We start from the raw sequence: 15,325 nt of genomic DNA on the forward strand, positions 1-15,325 counted from the left end.
CGTATCATGAGCAAAGACTCTGGCATCGAGGGGGCGCCGACGTCCGGGGAGGCCCGCGGCGCGGCGCTCTGGGGGCTCGCGCGGCTCTTCTTCCGGCTGGGCGCCACGGCCTTCGGCGGCCCCGCGGCCCATGTCGCCATGATGGAGGACGAGGTGGTCCGCCGGCGCGGCTGGATGACGCGCGAGGACTTCCTCGATCTCTATGGTGCCACGAACCTCATCCCGGGACCCAGCTCGACCGAGCTCGCGATCCACATCGGGCATCGCCGGGCCGGCTGGGCGGGCCTGCTCGTGGCCGGAGGGTGCTTCATCGTGCCGGCGGCGCTCATCACGCTCGGGTTCGCGTGGGCCTATGTCCGGTTCGGCGCGGTGCCGGAGATGTCGGCGCTCCTCTACGGGGTGAAGCCGGTGATCATCGCGGTCGTGGCCCAGGCGCTCTGGGGCCTCGGCCGCGCCGGGCTGCGCTCGCGGCGCTCGCTCGGCCTCGCGGCGCTCTGCGCGGGCGCGAGCCTCTTCGGGATCCACGAGCTCGCGGTCCTGGCCGGCGCGGGCGCGCTCGCCGTGTCGCACCGGCTGGCGGCCGGGCGCCCCGCGGGTCCGCCTCCCGGCGCGGCCGCCGTCGCCGTCCCGCTCGCCGTCCCGCTCGCCAGCGGCGCCGCCGCGACGGCCGCGGCGGCGGTGAGCGTGCCGTTCGGGCTCCTGCCGCTGTTCCTGTTCTTCGCCAAGGTGGGCTCGGTCCTCTTCGGGAGTGGGTATGTGCTCCTCGCGTTTCTCCGCGCGGATCTCGTCGAGCGATACCGGTGGATGACGGAGGCGCAGCTGCTCGACGCGGTGGCGGTCGGCCAGGTGACGCCCGGCCCCGTCTTCACGGCGGCCACCTTCATCGGCTATCTCCTGGGCCGCGTCCCGGGCGCGCTGGTCGCCACGGCGGGCATCTTTCTTCCTGCGTTCTTCTTCGTCGCGCTGAGCGGACCCCTGATCCCCCGCGTCCGCCGTTCCCCCGTGGCCTCGGCCTTCCTCGACGGCGTCAACGCGGCGTCGCTCGCCCTGATGGCGGTCGTCTCGTTCCGCCTCGCCCGCGCGGCGGTGGTCGATTGGCTCACGGGCGCTCTGGCCATCGCGGCAGCGCTCCTGCTCATCCGGTACCGCGTGAGCTCGCTCTGGCTCATCCTGGCCGGCGCCGTCATCGGCGTCGCGTCGGTTCACGTCTGAGCCGGCGCTCCTCGCTGCTCCGGCCCCTCCTCGCCGTGCCCGCGCCCGGGGAGCAGCCCGGGATCCCTCGCCCCCGCTACCTGGCGGGTGATCGCAAGGAAGACGGCTCCTCCGCGGCCACCAGCGCCGTCCCGGGCCCGATGTGGAACGCGTTGCCCCGCCAGGCGACCCGCCGGTTCGAATACGCGTTCAGCCAGCAGAAGAACCAGCACAGCGTCCGGAGCGGCTCCACCGCCACCAGCGCCAGGTTGGAGCGCGCCGGGCGCAGCATCTTCAGGGCCAGGAACGTCCCCAGGCTCTGGAGCGTCCAGGCGAACAGCCACATCTCCAGCGCGAGGCCCGTCGGGTTGAGAAGCAATGTGAGCCACGCGATGAGCAGCGGCGAGTTGAACGGCTCCGCCGCGAAGCAGCGCGGAACGAGCGTGCGCCGCATCTTCGCCCAGCGGGTGTGTCGATCCAGCATGCGCGTGAGAGAGCCGCTCGTGTTGCGGTTCTCGATCGGATCCAGGCAGAGATCGACCACGAACCCGTGCGCGCTGAAGCGCTGTCCGAGCATGTCGTCCTCCGCCAGCACGTGGGCCACGCTCTCGAACCCTCCCACCCGCGCGAGATCGACCCGCCGCATCGCCATCGATTTGCCCACGCTGATCGACCGCCCCGCGAGCTCGGCGGCGGCGACGACCCCGGGCGCGATGAACGCCCCGAGCTGCGCGTTCTCGACCACCGCGCCGAGCGTCCGCTCCCCCGTGCCCACGACGACGCTCGAGACGAGCCCCACGCCCGGCCGCATCAAGATCGACAGCAGCGAGCGGAGGTAGTCCGGACGGACACACACGTTCGCGTCCGAGATGACGAGGACGCTGCCCTCGGCCCTGCGCTCGAGCTCAAGGAGCTGCGCCACCTTCGGGTTCAACGCCTCGCTCGGATCCGTCAGGCAGAGCCGCGCGTTCAGCTCGGGGTGCGCCGCGAGGAAGGCCTGGATCACCGGCACCGCCCGGTCTTCTCTCGAGGCCACGCCGAAGACGATCTCGTAACAGGGGTAATCGAGCCGGGCGAAGGATTCGAGGTTGTCGGCGAGCCCGTCGTCGACGCCCGCGACGGGCTTGAGGATGCTGACGAACGGGGTCGCCCCGCACGGCCGCGACGCTTCGACCGGCGCCACGAGCCGGTGCCGCGCCATCCTCCAGAGGAAGGAGGTCTGGATCGTCGCGTAGATGATGGATGACAGCGCCGTCGGCGCGACCGTCGCCAGATCTCCCCAATCCATGGATGGCCATGCTGATCGAACCGCGTGGCGTCTCGATGGCCGGACCGCAAACCCAGCGCTGACTTTTCGCAACCGAGGCGTGACAGCCCCTCATCGCCCACGACACACCGTGATGGCCGGTACGAACTCGGGGTGGTACGTGAGATCCGTCGCCGACACACGCGCGCCGAGGCCACGCGAGCCCATCGGCGCGGCCGGGCAGCGTCAGCTGATGCGGCCTATCAGCTCGCGCGTGATGTTCTTCTGGTGCGACTCGAGCGTGCCGCCGCCGATCTCGAGCAGCTTGGCGTCACGGAAGAACCGCTCCACCTTGTACTCGGTGCAGTAGCCCCAGCCGCCGAGCACCTGCATGGCGTTGTCGGCCACCTCCTTGCCCACCGGCGCGGCGAAGAGCTTTGCCGCGTCCGTCCCGAGCCGGTTTCTCCGCTCGGGGCTGACGTTGCGCGCCACCGCGTAGATGAGGGCGCGCGCCGCCTCGGTCTTGGCGTAGCTCTCCGCGATGTAGCGCTGGATCTGCCCGTGCTCGGCGATGGGCTTGCCGAAGCTCCTCCGCTCTCCGGCGTACTGGATCATGATCTCCAGACAGCGGTCCGCGATACCCAGGCTCATGGCCGCGAGCGTGAGGCGCTCCAGCTCCAGGTTCCTCATCATGTTGCGGATGCCGCCCCCCTCCGGGCCCAGGACGTTCCAGGCGGGCACGACGCAGTCGTCGAAGAGGAGCTCGCTCATCGTGCTCCCCCGCATTCCCATCTTCGGGGTCTTCTCGTCGGTCGAGAACCCGGGGAACCCCCGCTCCACAACGAAGGTCGTGACCCGGCCCTCGATGGTCGCATAGACCAGGAAGATCTGGGCCTCCGGGGCGTTCGTGATGAGCGCTTTGCGCCCCTTCAGGATGTACCGATCGCCGTCGCGCCGGGCGAACGTCTTCATGCCGAGGACGTCTGTCCCGCTCGTCGGCTCGGTCATGCCCATCGCGCCGATCCACTCGCCGGACAGCACCTTCGGCAGGTACCGCGCGCGCTGCTCGTCATTGCCGGCGTGGAAGAGGTTGTTCACGAACAACATCGCGTGGGCGAGGTACGCGAGCGTGAACCCGGGATCGCTCTTCGCGAGCTCGTGGTGGACGATCACCGCGGCGACCGCGTCCATGCCCGCGCCCCCGTGCTCCGAGGGCACGGTCACGCCGAGCAGGCCGAGCTCGCCGAGCCGCCGCATCAGGGGGACGTTCAGGGTGGCGCTCCGGTCGTGCTCGTCGGCCTGCGGCTCGACGACCTCACGGGCGAAATCCCTCACCATCTGCCGCAGCATCCGGTGCTCTTCCGTCGGGTTTTCCAGATCGCCTGCCATTGCGGAGGATGACGCGCTCATCGCGGCCCAACGTAGCACGCGCGGCCGCGCATCAGCGATGGGGTGGCACGCCGTTCGCCTCATCCCCGGACGGACCTCATCGAAAGGGGCACGAATGAGAAGCTGGACCGATGTGGTGCTCTGGAGCGTGGTGCTGCTCTCGCTGCTGACCTGGCTGCTCGCCGTGGTCGGTGTGCTGACCGTGCACCCGTGGACCCCCGCGCTCCTCGTGATCTCCGCCGCCTTCGCCGTGACGGGGATGTTACGGCAGATGCCCGGGCGGCCGCGGCTCTGAGCCGGCGGGAGCGGCCGGGGCGCCCGGCGGCGCGTCCGTCGCTGTCGCCGGGGGCGAGGGCCCGTCCTGGCAGCACCGGACGCCGGTCGAGTAATCGAGGTAGCTCCTCGGGTGGGCCGTGATGAGGGCCTCGCAGCCTGCGCGGGTCGAGCGCGCGTAGAAGCCGCCGGCGAACGCTCCGCCCGGCTCGTTCACCCACTCGTCGAGGTTGCCCACGAGATCGTAGACCGCGTCGCTGCCCCAGCGGCTCCTGCACCGCGGGCTCCCGCCCGTCTCCCGGAGCAGCGGCTCCCGGGCGCTGCGCACGCGGTTCAGCCGGGGATCCAGGTGGCCAATCGACGCATTGCCGTGGAGCAGCGCGGCGGGGTGCGCCGGCCGGTAGACATTGCACGCGCCCTCCTCGAACGTGTCGCCGTACGGGTAGAGCGTGTCGTCCTCGCCCCGGCACGCCGTGACGAACTCCTCGACCGAGCAGAGCCGCTTGCCGGCCGCGGCGCAGGCGCTCTCGGCCACGAGGCCGGTCACGTAGCCGCTCGGCCGCACCCCCGACCGCGAGCGGGCAAGGGCGGCGATCGCCCGGCCGCGCTGCCAGGCGGCGAGGAGCGGCAGGGGGAAGGCGCGCGCGTGGACGTCGCCGATCCGCCGCAGGCCGGTCGACCAGTCGGCGAGGGTGAGCTCGAGCAGGTTCGGGGTCGACGGGTAGTCGGGCGAGAGCGCCTGTCCGGTGGCGCCGTCGACGAGCATCGCCTCGAAGCGATCGACGCAGAAGCGGCCGCCGTCGATGGCCACCATGTCCGCCGGACACGCGGGCGCGCCCGGCAGCGCGGCGGCGGGCGCCTCCGCGGGCTCTCCTGCGGCCGAGCGCGCCGCGCCCGCGCTCGCGGGCAGCGCGGGGCGAGCGACGCCGGCTTCGGCCTGCGCGTCGAGGCCGCTCACGGCGCTCCCGAACCACCGCAGGCTGCCGTCGGAGGCCCAGACCGCATCGCCCACCACGCAGGCGCCTGGCGCCGCGAGCTCCGGGACGGTCACGAAGGCGCCGGGCGCCGGGGTCGGGACCGCGCGCCGCGCGGGCTGCCCGTCGACGCAGAGCGCGCCGGTGTCGTCGGCCGGCCAGGGCTGCGACGCGAGCTCGACGCCTTCGTCGTCCAGCCACACCACGTGGCGCCGGGCCGCGTCGCTGAGCAGCGCGCCCCCCTCGGGAAGGGCGACGAGCCGCACCGCGAGGTCGCCCTCGGCGATCGGCAGCGAGGTCACGCGCGCCGCGCCGGGCCGGCCGAGCGCGTCGATCGAGAGCGCCACGACCTTGCGCGGATCCGCGGCGCTCACGCCGGCGACGATGGCGCCGCCGCCGCGGCGCTCGCATGCGTCGAACCCCGCGCGCACCGGCGACGCGATGGCGAGGGCGGGCGGCGCGCGGCGTGCGGCGTCGGGGTCGGGCGCGCCGGGCGCGACGGGCGCGAGCCCGCCCTGAGCGCCGAGCCCGGTGAGCGCGCCCGAGGCGTCGATCCCGGTGATCTGGAGCCTGTCGCCGAGCACCTCGAGGAAGAGCCCGCGCTCGTGCCCGCCGACGAGCGCCGTGCTGTCCTCGTGCGCGCGCCCCCGCAGCGCGGGCACCACGAGCGGTTCGGGCAGGAGCCGCGCCACGTCGGTCCTCGCGAGCCACCAGGACGACCCGATGCGCGCGGCGCGCCGCCTGTCGGTGGGGCGCTCCGGCTCGCCGATCGGCGTGCCCGGCGCGCCGCCGGCGGCGCCTGCCGGCGCTGCGCCGAGGCTCTCCGGCGCCGCCGCCGCGGTGACCAGGGCGCGCGCGTCGAGCCGGTGGAGCTGCCCCGCGGCGAAGGCGAGCCCCTCGCCGTCCGTCGCGAGCGCGCCCCACGCGATGCGCGCGCGCCGCGCCGGGAATGGGTCCGGCTCCCGGCGCGGCTGCCCGTCGGCGCGCGAGGCCGAGAAGAGCCCGCCGGAGATCGTCTGGAAGTACGCGCGATCTCCCGCCCACGCGGCGAGCCCCGGATCGTACCCCGGCTGCCCCGCGGCGCGCCGGGCGCCGCTCGCGGCGATGCGCTCGAGCGCGCCGATCTCGGCCGGCGTGACCGGGGTCGCGTCCGCGAGGCGCGCCGGATCCACGGAGCAGACCGCCCTGGGCGCGGCGCCGGCGACAAGCCGCTGGAGCGAGGGCGCGACGCGCGTCGCCTGGCAGGCCCCGTTGCGGCCGGTGACGTCGACGACCACGGCGCCTGCGCTCGCCGTCACGAGGCGCGGATCCTGGTGGCCGCGCAGCGCGCCGTACTCGAGGTCGCCCTCGACCACGACGGCGCGCCGGCCCGGATCGAGCTTGCCGTCCTCGCCGAGCGAGGCGATGGCGATCTGCGCGCTCCCGAGCCACGACGTGCTCGTTTTCTTCGAGCTCGCCGCGTAAAATAAGAGATCGATCGCGCCTGGCCGCCCACCTGCGTCGATCAGCCCCATGCCGTCGAGCGGCGGCCGGAAGCGCAGCCCGGTGGGGGACGACGTGGCCGCGATCCCTTCGGACGGCGAGACCCAGCGGAGCCGCACCTCGACCTCGGGCAACGGGTCCGGCCGCTTCGGCCGGGGCGCGGGGCGCGCGGTCTTCGCGGGCCGACCGTCGCGCCCGTGGCGCTCGCCGCGCTTCTTCCGCGTGGCCTTGCCGCTCGCGCCGGCGGCCTTTGCCGGCGGCTTCGGCTTCGCCACCGTCGCCTTGCGGCCGGGGGCCTTGCGCGCGGGCTTCGCCGCGGCGGAGCGCTCGCGCGCGGCGCGCTGGGCCGGCGTCGCGGAGCTGCCGCGCGGCGCGGTTTCGGCGAGCTCGAGCAGCGCGACGCGCTCGCCCACGGCGGCCATCGCGTGCGCTCGGATCGGGGCGCACGTGCGCGATGCGGCCGAGGCCTCGCCGGGGAGGATGGCCGTCACGCAGAGCTCGCCGCCCTGCGAGGTGAGCAGGGTGGTGGTCCCGTCCGGGGAGGCGTGGGCGCCGGCGAGGTCCTCGTCGAGGAGCAGGTGCGGCGGTCCGAGCTCGCCGGTGGCAGCGTCGAGCCGCCTGACCCAGCCGGCGCGATCCGACGACAGCTTGGAGAGGAGCAGCACCGAGCGGCGGTCGAGCGACGGCTCGATCGTGAACGGGAGCGGCTCCACCGTCGCGGTGCCGAGCGGCGTGCGGCCGGGAGGAGCCACGCTCGCCAAGGCGGTCGCGGCGGGGCCCATGGAGGGCGCGCTCTCCGAGGCGGGGGCCGGGGCCAGGCTTGTGTCGGGCGCGTGCGCCGCGGTGCCGGTCTGTGCGGGCGCGTCCCGCAGGGAGCCGCCGGAGCATGCGCCCGCGCCGCAGGCGAGCGGTACGAGCAGGGCGGGGATGACGGATCGGGGGGAGAGGGGGGATCGGGGACGACGCATCCTTCGCTCGCGCTCGGGTCTCCTGTCCGCGTGGCTGCCCGGGGCGGCGGCCGAGCCTAGCGCGGGCGCCGTCCGCACGCTCGCGGTTGGTTCGGAAATGGCAGAGAGGACACCAAGGGGGGCGAGGTGCAGGGGAGATGGAGTCTAGTACAAAAAAGGTCTATCTAGAGCGCGCCGATGCGACAGGGAATGTTGTCGTCTCAGAGCTCATCGCAGGTGAGAGCCCCGTCGTCCGAGTGGCTGAGACCTGGTTCCACCCTCAGGGGGGCGGTCAAAAATCCGATCGAGGCACCATGGGTCCAGCGCGCGTGCTGCATGTGGCTCACAATGGCGGCATGGTGGACCATTTCGTGGACTCGCTCGCGGGCCTGTCCGTCGGGGGAACCTACGGCTTCGCAGTCGACTCCGCCTGGCGGAGGCTGAATTCGGTCTACCATTCGTCCGGGCACCTGATCGCCGGGCTGGTGGAAAGTCTTCAGCATGGATTGACCGCCGTGGCCGGTCATCAGTGGCCAGGAGAAGCGCGCGTCGAGTTCGAAGGGCAGGCGGAGGCTTGCTGCGTTGATGGGCTTGCCACAGAGCTCTCGAGACACCTGGGAGATCTCCTGTCGAAACCCATCGAGGTCAAGGTGACGGGTGATCCGTACAGCTCGCGAGCGATCCAGATCGGGGACTTCCCTCCGATACCTTGCGGTGGAACCCACGTGCGAGCTCTGTCCGAGATCTCCGTTCTACGAGTCCTGAGCATCAAGAGGAAAGGGAATCGCGTTCGCGTCGCCTATGACGCGCTACCTTCCTGATTCCTGAACATGAGCCTCTCGACGGACCGAAGCTTGCGGCGTGGGGTCGTGAATCTGTCGACCACCGGCCCGGGTCGTAGACGTCCCTCGGGCTTCGTCCACAGGTCCAGGCTGCCCGGCCGTACCCGTGGTAGGCTTGCCCCGGATGTCCGACCCCTTCCCCAAGGACGCGTCGAAGCCGCCGACGTTCAAGCGGCTCCTGGTCGACGACTACGAGAAGGTCACCGACGCCAGGCTTCAAGAGGCGTGCAGCAGGCTCGGCGCCCGCGTGTGCCCCAAGGTCGGACTGAAGGAGGTCCTGCCCATCGAGGGTAGCGGCCTGCCATTCGAGCTCTTCCGTTATGCTCTCCAGGCCCACTTCGACTTCGTGGTTGTTGACCGCGCCAGCATCCCTCTCTTCGCGGTTGAGTTCGATGGCGCCTCTCACCGGTACTACGAGGAACAGAAGCGGCGGGACGTGAAGAAGAACGCGCTCTGCGAGCGGTTCCAGTTTCCCCTCCTACGCATCAACTCCCGGCACCTGACCAAGAAGTACCGCGGCATGGACCTGCTGAGCTGGTTCGTGGACGTCTGGTTTGCTGCCCAGGCGTTTGAGGATGCTCAAGAGAACGGGCTCGTTCCATGGGACGAGCCGTTTGAACCAGCTTTTTTCGTCACATGGTCGGATCACAAGCGACGATTCCCCCTATGGCTGACGCTCGACATCCAGCAGGAAATACGAGCGTTGTCGGAGGCCGGCAAGTGTCTTGAACCGGCACCGAGTTTCATCATCGGAGCCGACTCCAAGAACAACTACCATGCCATCTGCTTTCTGGAGGTCACTCACGGCCGAGCGGTTTGCGTCACAACAGGCATGCGTAACCAAAGTTTTCCGGTATTGCTCGGCGATGCGCTCGAACAGATCATGATCTTCGACATCTACCACGAGCTTCAGCGCGTGCTTTCCGGGGATGCTCGGCTCATCGACATGAGGCGAGTGGATCTGATGATCCGATCGTTCAGGACAACGTATGAGCTTCGGAGCTCGCATAGCGTTGGCAGAGCGTGCTCCTCGCGTTCCTGAACCGTCCGACCCCCTGTCGACTGGCCCTGCCGACCTCTTGGCGATCTCGGAGCCGTCGAAGCCGCGGGCAATGCCATGCTTGCTGATCAGAGCTCCGCCTCCAGCGGCGGCCACATGGCAGCAGCCAGATCCCAGTCTTCCCGACTGAGCCGCCCGAGAATCCTCGGTAGGCATTCAGCGCGATTGGGGCCGCGCCTCGGGGGTTCGGAAGGCCAGCGACGCTGGACTCCACCCGGCGGGGCGTGGGGGGACGCCCGGCGGGGTGCGGCGTGCGGCGGGGAGTGGGGGACGCCGGCCGGCATGCTGCGGGGCGTGGGGGGACGCCCGCCGGCATGCAGCGGCGCGTGGGGGGACGCCGGCCGGCATGCAGCGGCGCGTGGGGGGACGCCCGCCGGCGTGTGGCGGGGCGTGGGGGCACGCCGGCCGGCATGCTGCGGCGCGTCGATACCATGCTGTCGCCTTGCCCGGCCATCGCCAGCCCGATAGCCAGGTCTGATGGGAAAAGCCGCATTACTCGCCCGCCGGCTCACGCCAAGCGGGTGTATTGTTGCAGGTACGAAGCTCGCCGCTCACCGGGAGGCCCTGAAATCGAAGAAGATCAAGCTCGCTGCCAAGGTCGACGCAGCGGTCCAGTCGGTCATCGCGTCCACCGAGGCCCTCGAGGCGCTCGGGAGCATTGACGCCACGATGGTGGAGATCGATCGCGGCACTGACCGGTGCATCGGAGCGTTCAGCGGCCAGCTCGCCAGCATCGAGCGCGCGTTCGATCACGACGACATCCTGCCGCTGACCGATGACGAGGCGGCGCGCCGTCGCGACGCGCTGCTGGTGCGCTCGGAGGTGCTGTCGTCGGGCACCGACTTCATCCGCCTCGTCTACTCCCAGCAGTGGGTGCGCATGAGCGCGATGATCAAGGCGCTCGACGGCAAGGACGTGAAGGCGGCGGTCGAGCGTCTCGGACTCTCGGCCGAGGTAGGCCGCCTCCAGCGCTGGACGGAGCTGTACGGCAAGAAGCTCGGCGTCACGGAGGCGAAGGCCGCGGATCCGGCCGTCAAGGCGGTCGAGGCGTGGCACGAGGCCTATGGCACGCTCCTGGTCCAGGCCCATGCCGAGTACGACGACGACAAGGACGAGACGCACGCGCTCCTCCGGGACCGGCTGCTCTCGCCCTACGAGGACGCGGCAGAGGAAGAGCGGCGCGCCGACCAGCGGGCCCGCGCCGCCAGCGCCAGGAAGAAGGCCGAGCCCGAGCCCGACCCGATCGGATAGCGCCGCTCCTCGCACGTCCGCCGGCACGCGACCGGCCATCCCACCCATCGCCCGAGGACGGCGCCGTTCGCCGGTCACCTCGCAACGCCGCTCCAGTCCCAATTCCAGGTGACATCTCTCTCAGGTTGGGGGGAGATGTCGCCGGTACACCTCGCGCACTCTTTTTCGGCGCCGGCGCACGATTTCGCAACAATCCGGGGGACCTTCCCGGAAATAGTGGGGATGACGACAGGTGACGGATGACGGCGCTTCGCTCATGTCCGGCCCGCTCCTCGCCCGCAACCGGATCCGGAGGATGAACCGCGCCGCGCTGCCGCTCGCCGCATCGCTCTTCCTGGCGGCGCCCGTGGCGCTCGCGCAGGTCGCGCCGCGCGGCGCGCGCCTGTCCTACACGCGGGGCCCTGACACCGAGGGGTGCCCCGAGGAGCCGAGCCTCCGGGAGATCGTCGCGAGCCAGCTCGGCGGGGTCGACCCGTTCGTGCGCGACGGCGCGTGGCACATCGAGGTGGTCATCCGGCGCAAAGGGCCGGCGTTCCAGGGAGAGATCGCGCTTCACGACCGCGATGGCCGGGCGCTCGGCCGCCAGGAGCTCTCGAGCCCGATCTGCGGCGTGCTCGTGGGGGACATCGGCCTCGCCCTCAGCGCCGTCATGCGCCCGTTGCTGCCACCAGGGCCTGCACCGGGGAGCGTTCCCACCTCGCCGCCCTCAGGGCCGCCGCCCCCGTCGGCGCCGGGAGACGCCGCGCCACCCGTCTCGCCGGACGCGCCGCCCAAGGCGCCGGCCTCGAAGCCGCCCCACCCGGTCGCTGCGCCGGCCCGACCCGTTCCGCGCCCGAGGCCGCCGCCGGATCGCCCGCGCCTCCAGGTGGGTGCCGGGGTGCTCCTCGGCGCCGGCGTGGCGCCGTCGGTGGCGGTCGGGTTCTCGGGGTTCGCCGGCGTCCGCTGGGAGAGGTTCTCGCTCTCGCTGGAGGCTCGCGGGGATCTTCCGATCGATGCCGAGCCCTACCGCGGCTGGACCATCGGCGTGTCGGGGCTGAGCGGCTCGCTCGTTCCGTGCGGTCACGCGGATTGGTTCTTCGGCTGCGCCGTCGCCACCGCAGGCGCGGTGTGGCACGTCAGAGACAGCACCGGCAGGGAGTTCGCACTGCCCTACGCAGGGCTCGGGCTTCGTGCGGGGCTGGAGGTGCAACTTTCGGCCCGCCTCGCCGGGCAGCTCACCGGCGACCTCTTGATCAACACGCTTCGGCCGCACTTTCGACCGATCGATGGCGCAGGGTGGAAGGCAGCGCCCATCTCGCCTGCAGTGGCTTTCCGCCTGGTCGCTTTGTTGTGAACCTCCGTGCGCATTCGCCAAGGAGCAAGCGCGCCCGCTGGGGCGATTCCCAAGAGGCGGTTGCGAGCGCGTGCAGCGCGCGGAGTCGCGGGCGCGTCCCTCGCGGCCGTTACCCCCGGGCGAGGACGCTGTTGCGCCCGGAATGAGCCGCCGACTCAGGCCGGTACAGAACTGCGGTGACAGCAGAACGTCGCCGCCGCGGTCGGCGCGATGCTGCCGACCGGCTCGCCGCCGAACGGTTCGCATCGTCCGGGATCGAGGCTGACAACGCTCACCGACTTGCTTCCGAACGCCGTGCCGGTCGCGACCGTCCCGCAGTAGGGGGCGTCGGCCGTGATCACCTGGGCCGCAACGAGGTGCGAGCACCCTTCGTCGCTGAACGCAGAGGCCAGGACGCTGCAGGTCGCTCCGGCGGGCTCGGTGCAGCCGCAAGGCGCGCAGCCGCGGGTGTCCTCGGCGCCGTCGTAGAAGACGTGCCGGTCCGGGTACGTGGAGGGGCATTCATGCTCTCCCTCGCGGTGGATGCACGTGAGAAACCCTTCCGGCGGCGCGGCGTCGCCGATCGGCGGTGCCGGCGTGCAGGTCATGCCCGGATCTGCGCACGGGGGGTACGCGTTTCCGGTGCACGCCCGGGCGACGATCGCGAAGCTTCCAGCCGCACCGGGCTCGTTGGGTTCTTCCGGCGCTTCCGCGACCCTCGGTGCGCAACCTGCGGAGACGACGCGAGGCGCCTGGATCGCGAGCGACTGCACGCACGGGGCGCCACCGCAGGTCCGTCCGGCCTCGATGGCATTCACCGAGGTGCAGGTCCCGTCCCACCCATCCGGGGCAGCGAACGAGGTCGCGGGAGCCTCGGGGCCGCCACACGGGAAGCTGGCGTAGGCCCTCCATTCCATCGGCACCTCGCACGTCGCCTCGGGCGGGTCGCATGCGCAGGCGGGGCACTCGTGCGGGGCCGGAGCCGCGAAATCCGCGTAGCCCTCGTAGCCGACGATCGGCGCGGTCGCAGGGCAGCTCGGCACGCCGTCGGGGGAGCCGATCCAGAGCAGCGCAGGCTCGGACCACCCGAGCGGCTCCTTCGGTACGCACTGCCCTGCGCAGACCTCTGCTGCCGGGATCAGGTCGCCGAAATCGGACGCGATGGCGACATCCGTGTCGTCCTCGGCCGCGCAGTCATCGCCGCCATCGCCGCCACCCCCGCACCCGCCAGCTCCGCCGGCGTCGGGGGGATCGAGCACCTCACAAGGCGTTCCCTTGGGTCCTTGGTCCTCATCCCACGGGCACAGGTACGCCGTCGGTGTCCCGCATCCGCCGGACGCGACCCCGATCCCGATCCCGAGCGTGCTCGCACAGCAAACCGCCACGATCCCACGCTGCCAACGTCGCACCCGCGCCGCCATCGCCGCTCCTCATGATCTGCGGCGCCGTTGACGGCGCGCCGCCGTAAGTGCGGCCACGTTACCAGGGGACCCCAGGACGCCGCCAGACCAACCCCGGGGTAGACCACCCCCGTTCGATCGCATTACGAAGACCCGAGATACTTTTCTCATCTTTCGCCAGGCGACAGCCCGCGTCGTCCTTCATGAGGGCCCGAGCTGTCCCCGTCGTGCTCCCGCCTGCCACCAGAACGAGCGCTCTGGCGCCCCCTGGGTACGCGGGCCCGTCGATTGTGCAGCGAGAAGCGGGGCAGTCCCGGAAATCGCGCCGATGAAGACCCCATTGCCGATCCCTCCCCGGCGGGAGGGCTGCCGCCTGCCTCCGATGCGCCGGGACCCCGGACGCGCCGCCGCGCATGCAGCGCGCCGATCGACGTCTTCCACGTCGCTCCGATCTGGATCACTCGCTTCGTCCGCCACCCCGCAAGCTGGCGCTCCCAGGAGGGCAGCCATGGCCGGGGCGATCCTGCTGCGCGGAGCCATCTCCGGCGCAACGGTGAGCGTTGCGCGGGAGTTACAGCGCGAACGTCATGCCAGGGTGTCTGCCCCGCCTGCCCCGCATGAGGGGCGAGCGGACCGAGCGAGGTGCGGCGCCAGGAGTCCGCCTGGCCGTGCGCCCCCATCAGCAGACGAGGGGAGCCAGGCGCGGTCTGGTGCGCGGTGACCTTCTCTTATCGCGCTCCAGACCGTCCTCGGACGAGATGACGCCGCCGCGCCTTTCCGCATCGTGAGACTGCACTAGACTCCGGGCATGTCTGACCCGGATCAGCCCCTCACCAACGACGACGAAGAAGAGCCTCTGCTCAGCGAAGAGGACGAGGATCTGCTCGATTGGGCAACCATGACCACGGTCTACGCCGCCGGCTACATCCGCATCCTCGCCGACGCGATCGAGCGCGGCGACGCCGATCTCCAGGTGGATCCCGTGGCGTGGGAAAACACCCTGACCGCCGCCGAGGGGGCGATGGTGGAGCAGATGCGCGGTCGCCTGCACGGGCCTACGGCCATCACCGCGGAAGACATCGAGCGGATGCGGCGACTCCGCGAACTGGGTTCCGCTGCGCTCTCGGGCGGTGAGCGGTCGCCCGAGCTCGGCCCGCTCGCTCTTCGATCCATGGAGTCTCTGTTCGGACCGGACTGGCAGCGCGCGGCGCGGAAAGCCGCGTTCTGCGCGCGCTCTCTCAATCAGGAGTTCCACCCAGGTAGCGGCACATGACGGGAGCTCCGAAGAAGAACGTACAGCTATCTCCGTTTTCGTAATAGTACCAGCAGCTGGTGGCCACGCCGAGGCCTCTGCACTGCCACAGTAGTCCAGTTTTGACGTTGGATTTGTACGGGTGTTTTCGTCCGGCCTGACAAGATATTCCTGCATCGGCGCACTTCATCATGCAGTCAGCGCCGTGCTCATATCTCTTGCAGCGGATGATCTTGAAGCTGCCGATCGCCTCCGGCTCGGTCGTGGAAACGTCCTCCGTTTCGTCGTCAAGTGTCAGATTGTCAGCTTCTGGCTCGCTGGTTGGTGTGTCGGTCTCCCTCTCATCGGCATTTTCTGATGGGTGCACGATACAAGATGCAACACATAGAGCGACTCCATGGAGAGAAACGAGGGCGGCAACCGTTGGAACGATTCGCATGGTACCGGCGACCGACGCAACCAGCGGGCCCACGTCCGCCGAGTGGGACGGTGCCATGCGGCAGGGGCATCTGGTGTCCATTCTGAGGTTGAAGGACGACGAGAATCCGCAGGAGTGAATATCGTCCGGAGGGCGTGCATCGGCGAAGAGCTCGCCGCGCAGCACGGAAGCCGGCGATGATTTCCGCGACCCCTCGACGGCATTCACCGAGGTGCATGTCCCGTCCCACCCAGTAGGGGCAACGAACGAAATCGCGGGAGCCTCGGG

General features: G+C 71.0%; 13 protein-coding genes. 8 read left to right on the forward strand and 5 right to left on the reverse strand.

Annotated elements, in window-relative coordinates:
* Window positions 1–6 precede the first annotated feature (6 nt).
* The gene (chrA, locus tag WME73_RS50535; RefSeq protein ID WP_437914279.1) at window positions 7–1,212 is read left to right on the forward strand and encodes a chromate efflux transporter; all 1,206 of its coding nucleotides are present in this window, start codon (window positions 7–9) and stop codon (window positions 1,210–1,212) included.
* Window positions 1,213–1,288: 76 nt separating this feature from the next.
* Here the strand turns inward: chrA and WME73_RS50540 are convergent, their stop codons facing one another.
* Together WME73_RS50540 and WME73_RS50545 are read right to left on the reverse strand one after the other, a co-directional pair.
* Window positions 1,289–2,479 carry a glycosyltransferase gene (locus WME73_RS50540; protein WP_437743430.1) on the reverse strand — a complete coding sequence of 397 codons (1,191 nt, stop codon included), beginning with the start codon at window positions 2,477–2,479 and terminating at the stop codon, window positions 1,289–1,291.
* Window positions 2,480–2,683: 204 nt separating this feature from the next.
* Window positions 2,684–3,847: an acyl-CoA dehydrogenase family protein gene (locus tag WME73_RS50545; RefSeq protein WP_437743431.1), complete on the reverse strand. Its 1,164-nt coding sequence runs from the start codon at window positions 3,845–3,847 to the stop codon at window positions 2,684–2,686.
* 94 nt (window positions 3,848–3,941) lie between these two features.
* Between WME73_RS50545 and WME73_RS50550 the strand changes: the two genes are divergently transcribed.
* Window positions 3,942–4,121 carry a hypothetical protein gene (locus WME73_RS50550; RefSeq protein ID WP_437914282.1) on the forward strand — a complete coding sequence of 60 codons (180 nt, stop codon included), beginning with the start codon at window positions 3,942–3,944 and terminating at the stop codon, window positions 4,119–4,121.
* Here the strand turns inward: WME73_RS50550 and WME73_RS50555 are convergent.
* Window positions 4,089–6,428 carry a hypothetical protein gene (locus tag WME73_RS50555; RefSeq protein WP_437914284.1) on the reverse strand — a complete coding sequence of 780 codons (2,340 nt, stop codon included), beginning with the start codon at window positions 6,426–6,428 and terminating at the stop codon, window positions 4,089–4,091. The two genes, WME73_RS50550 and WME73_RS50555, sit on opposite strands and share 33 nt — an antisense overlap.
* 157 nt (window positions 6,429–6,585) lie before the next feature.
* Between WME73_RS50555 and WME73_RS50560 the strand changes: the two genes are divergently transcribed.
* The 5 genes from WME73_RS50560 (at window position 6,586) to WME73_RS50580 (ending at window position 11,988) form a co-directional block, all read left to right on the forward strand.
* On the forward strand, window positions 6,586–7,671 hold the full coding sequence (locus WME73_RS50560) for a hypothetical protein (RefSeq protein ID WP_437914286.1): 1,086 nt from the start codon (window positions 6,586–6,588) through the stop codon (window positions 7,669–7,671).
* A gap of 160 nt (window positions 7,672–7,831) precedes the next feature.
* Entirely contained in the window at window positions 7,832–8,323 is a 492-nt protein-coding gene (locus WME73_RS50565) for an alanyl-tRNA editing protein (protein ID WP_437914288.1), read from the forward strand.
* Window positions 8,324–8,468: 145 nt separating this feature from the next.
* Window positions 8,469–9,386 carry a DUF2726 domain-containing protein gene (locus WME73_RS50570; protein WP_437914290.1) on the forward strand — a complete coding sequence of 306 codons (918 nt, stop codon included), beginning with the start codon at window positions 8,469–8,471 and terminating at the stop codon, window positions 9,384–9,386.
* Window positions 9,387–9,881: 495 nt separating this feature from the next.
* Window positions 9,882–10,655, forward strand: a complete 774-nt coding sequence (locus WME73_RS50575) for a phosphoenolpyruvate--protein phosphotransferase (RefSeq protein ID WP_437914292.1) — start codon at window positions 9,882–9,884, stop codon at window positions 10,653–10,655.
* A gap of 256 nt (window positions 10,656–10,911) precedes the next feature.
* The gene (locus WME73_RS50580) at window positions 10,912–11,988 is read left to right on the forward strand and encodes a hypothetical protein (RefSeq protein WP_437914294.1); all 1,077 of its coding nucleotides are present in this window, start codon (window positions 10,912–10,914) and stop codon (window positions 11,986–11,988) included.
* A 155-nt stretch (window positions 11,989–12,143) separates the two neighbouring features.
* Here the strand turns inward: WME73_RS50580 and WME73_RS50585 are convergent, their stop codons facing one another.
* On the reverse strand, window positions 12,144–13,226 hold the full coding sequence (locus WME73_RS50585) for a hypothetical protein (protein ID WP_437914296.1): 1,083 nt from the start codon (window positions 13,224–13,226) through the stop codon (window positions 12,144–12,146).
* 949 nt (window positions 13,227–14,175) lie between these two features.
* On the opposite strand from WME73_RS50585, the gene WME73_RS50590 reads away from it, so the two are divergent.
* On the forward strand, window positions 14,176–14,640 hold the full coding sequence (locus WME73_RS50590; RefSeq protein WP_437914297.1) for a hypothetical protein: 465 nt from the start codon (window positions 14,176–14,178) through the stop codon (window positions 14,638–14,640).
* On the opposite strand, the gene WME73_RS50595 is transcribed toward WME73_RS50590, so the two are convergent.
* The gene (locus WME73_RS50595; protein ID WP_437914299.1) at window positions 14,606–15,265 is read right to left on the reverse strand and encodes a hypothetical protein; all 660 of its coding nucleotides are present in this window, start codon (window positions 15,263–15,265) and stop codon (window positions 14,606–14,608) included. The genes WME73_RS50590 and WME73_RS50595 overlap by 35 nt on opposite strands.
* Between the last annotated feature and the right edge of the window lie 60 nt (window positions 15,266–15,325).

It is taken from the genome of Sorangium sp. So ce302 (assembly GCF_051530145.1).
In the GTDB taxonomy this organism is placed as follows: domain Bacteria; phylum Myxococcota_A; class Polyangia; order Polyangiales; family Polyangiaceae; genus Sorangium; species Sorangium cellulosum_B.

Bases quoted from the DNA above. Each gene is read 5' to 3' on its own strand.
- chrA (WP_437914279.1), top strand. From the start codon at position 7: ATGAGCAAAGACTCTGGCATCGAGGGGGCGCCGACGTCCGGGGAGGCC.
- WME73_RS50540 (WP_437743430.1), bottom strand. From the start codon at position 2,479: ATGGATTGGGGAGATCTGGCGACGGTCGCGCCGACGGCGCTGTCATCC.
- WME73_RS50545 (WP_437743431.1), bottom strand. From the start codon at position 3,847: ATGAGCGCGTCATCCTCCGCAATGGCAGGCGATCTGGAAAACCCGACG.
- WME73_RS50550 (WP_437914282.1), top strand. From the start codon at position 3,942: ATGAGAAGCTGGACCGATGTGGTGCTCTGGAGCGTGGTGCTGCTCTCG.
- WME73_RS50560 (WP_437914286.1), top strand. From the start codon at position 6,586: ATGCCGTCGAGCGGCGGCCGGAAGCGCAGCCCGGTGGGGGACGACGTG.
- WME73_RS50570 (WP_437914290.1), top strand. From the start codon at position 8,469: ATGTCCGACCCCTTCCCCAAGGACGCGTCGAAGCCGCCGACGTTCAAG.
- WME73_RS50575 (WP_437914292.1), top strand. From the start codon at position 9,882: ATGGGAAAAGCCGCATTACTCGCCCGCCGGCTCACGCCAAGCGGGTGT.
- WME73_RS50580 (WP_437914294.1), top strand. From the start codon at position 10,912: ATGTCCGGCCCGCTCCTCGCCCGCAACCGGATCCGGAGGATGAACCGC.
- WME73_RS50590 (WP_437914297.1), top strand. From the start codon at position 14,176: ATGTCTGACCCGGATCAGCCCCTCACCAACGACGACGAAGAAGAGCCT.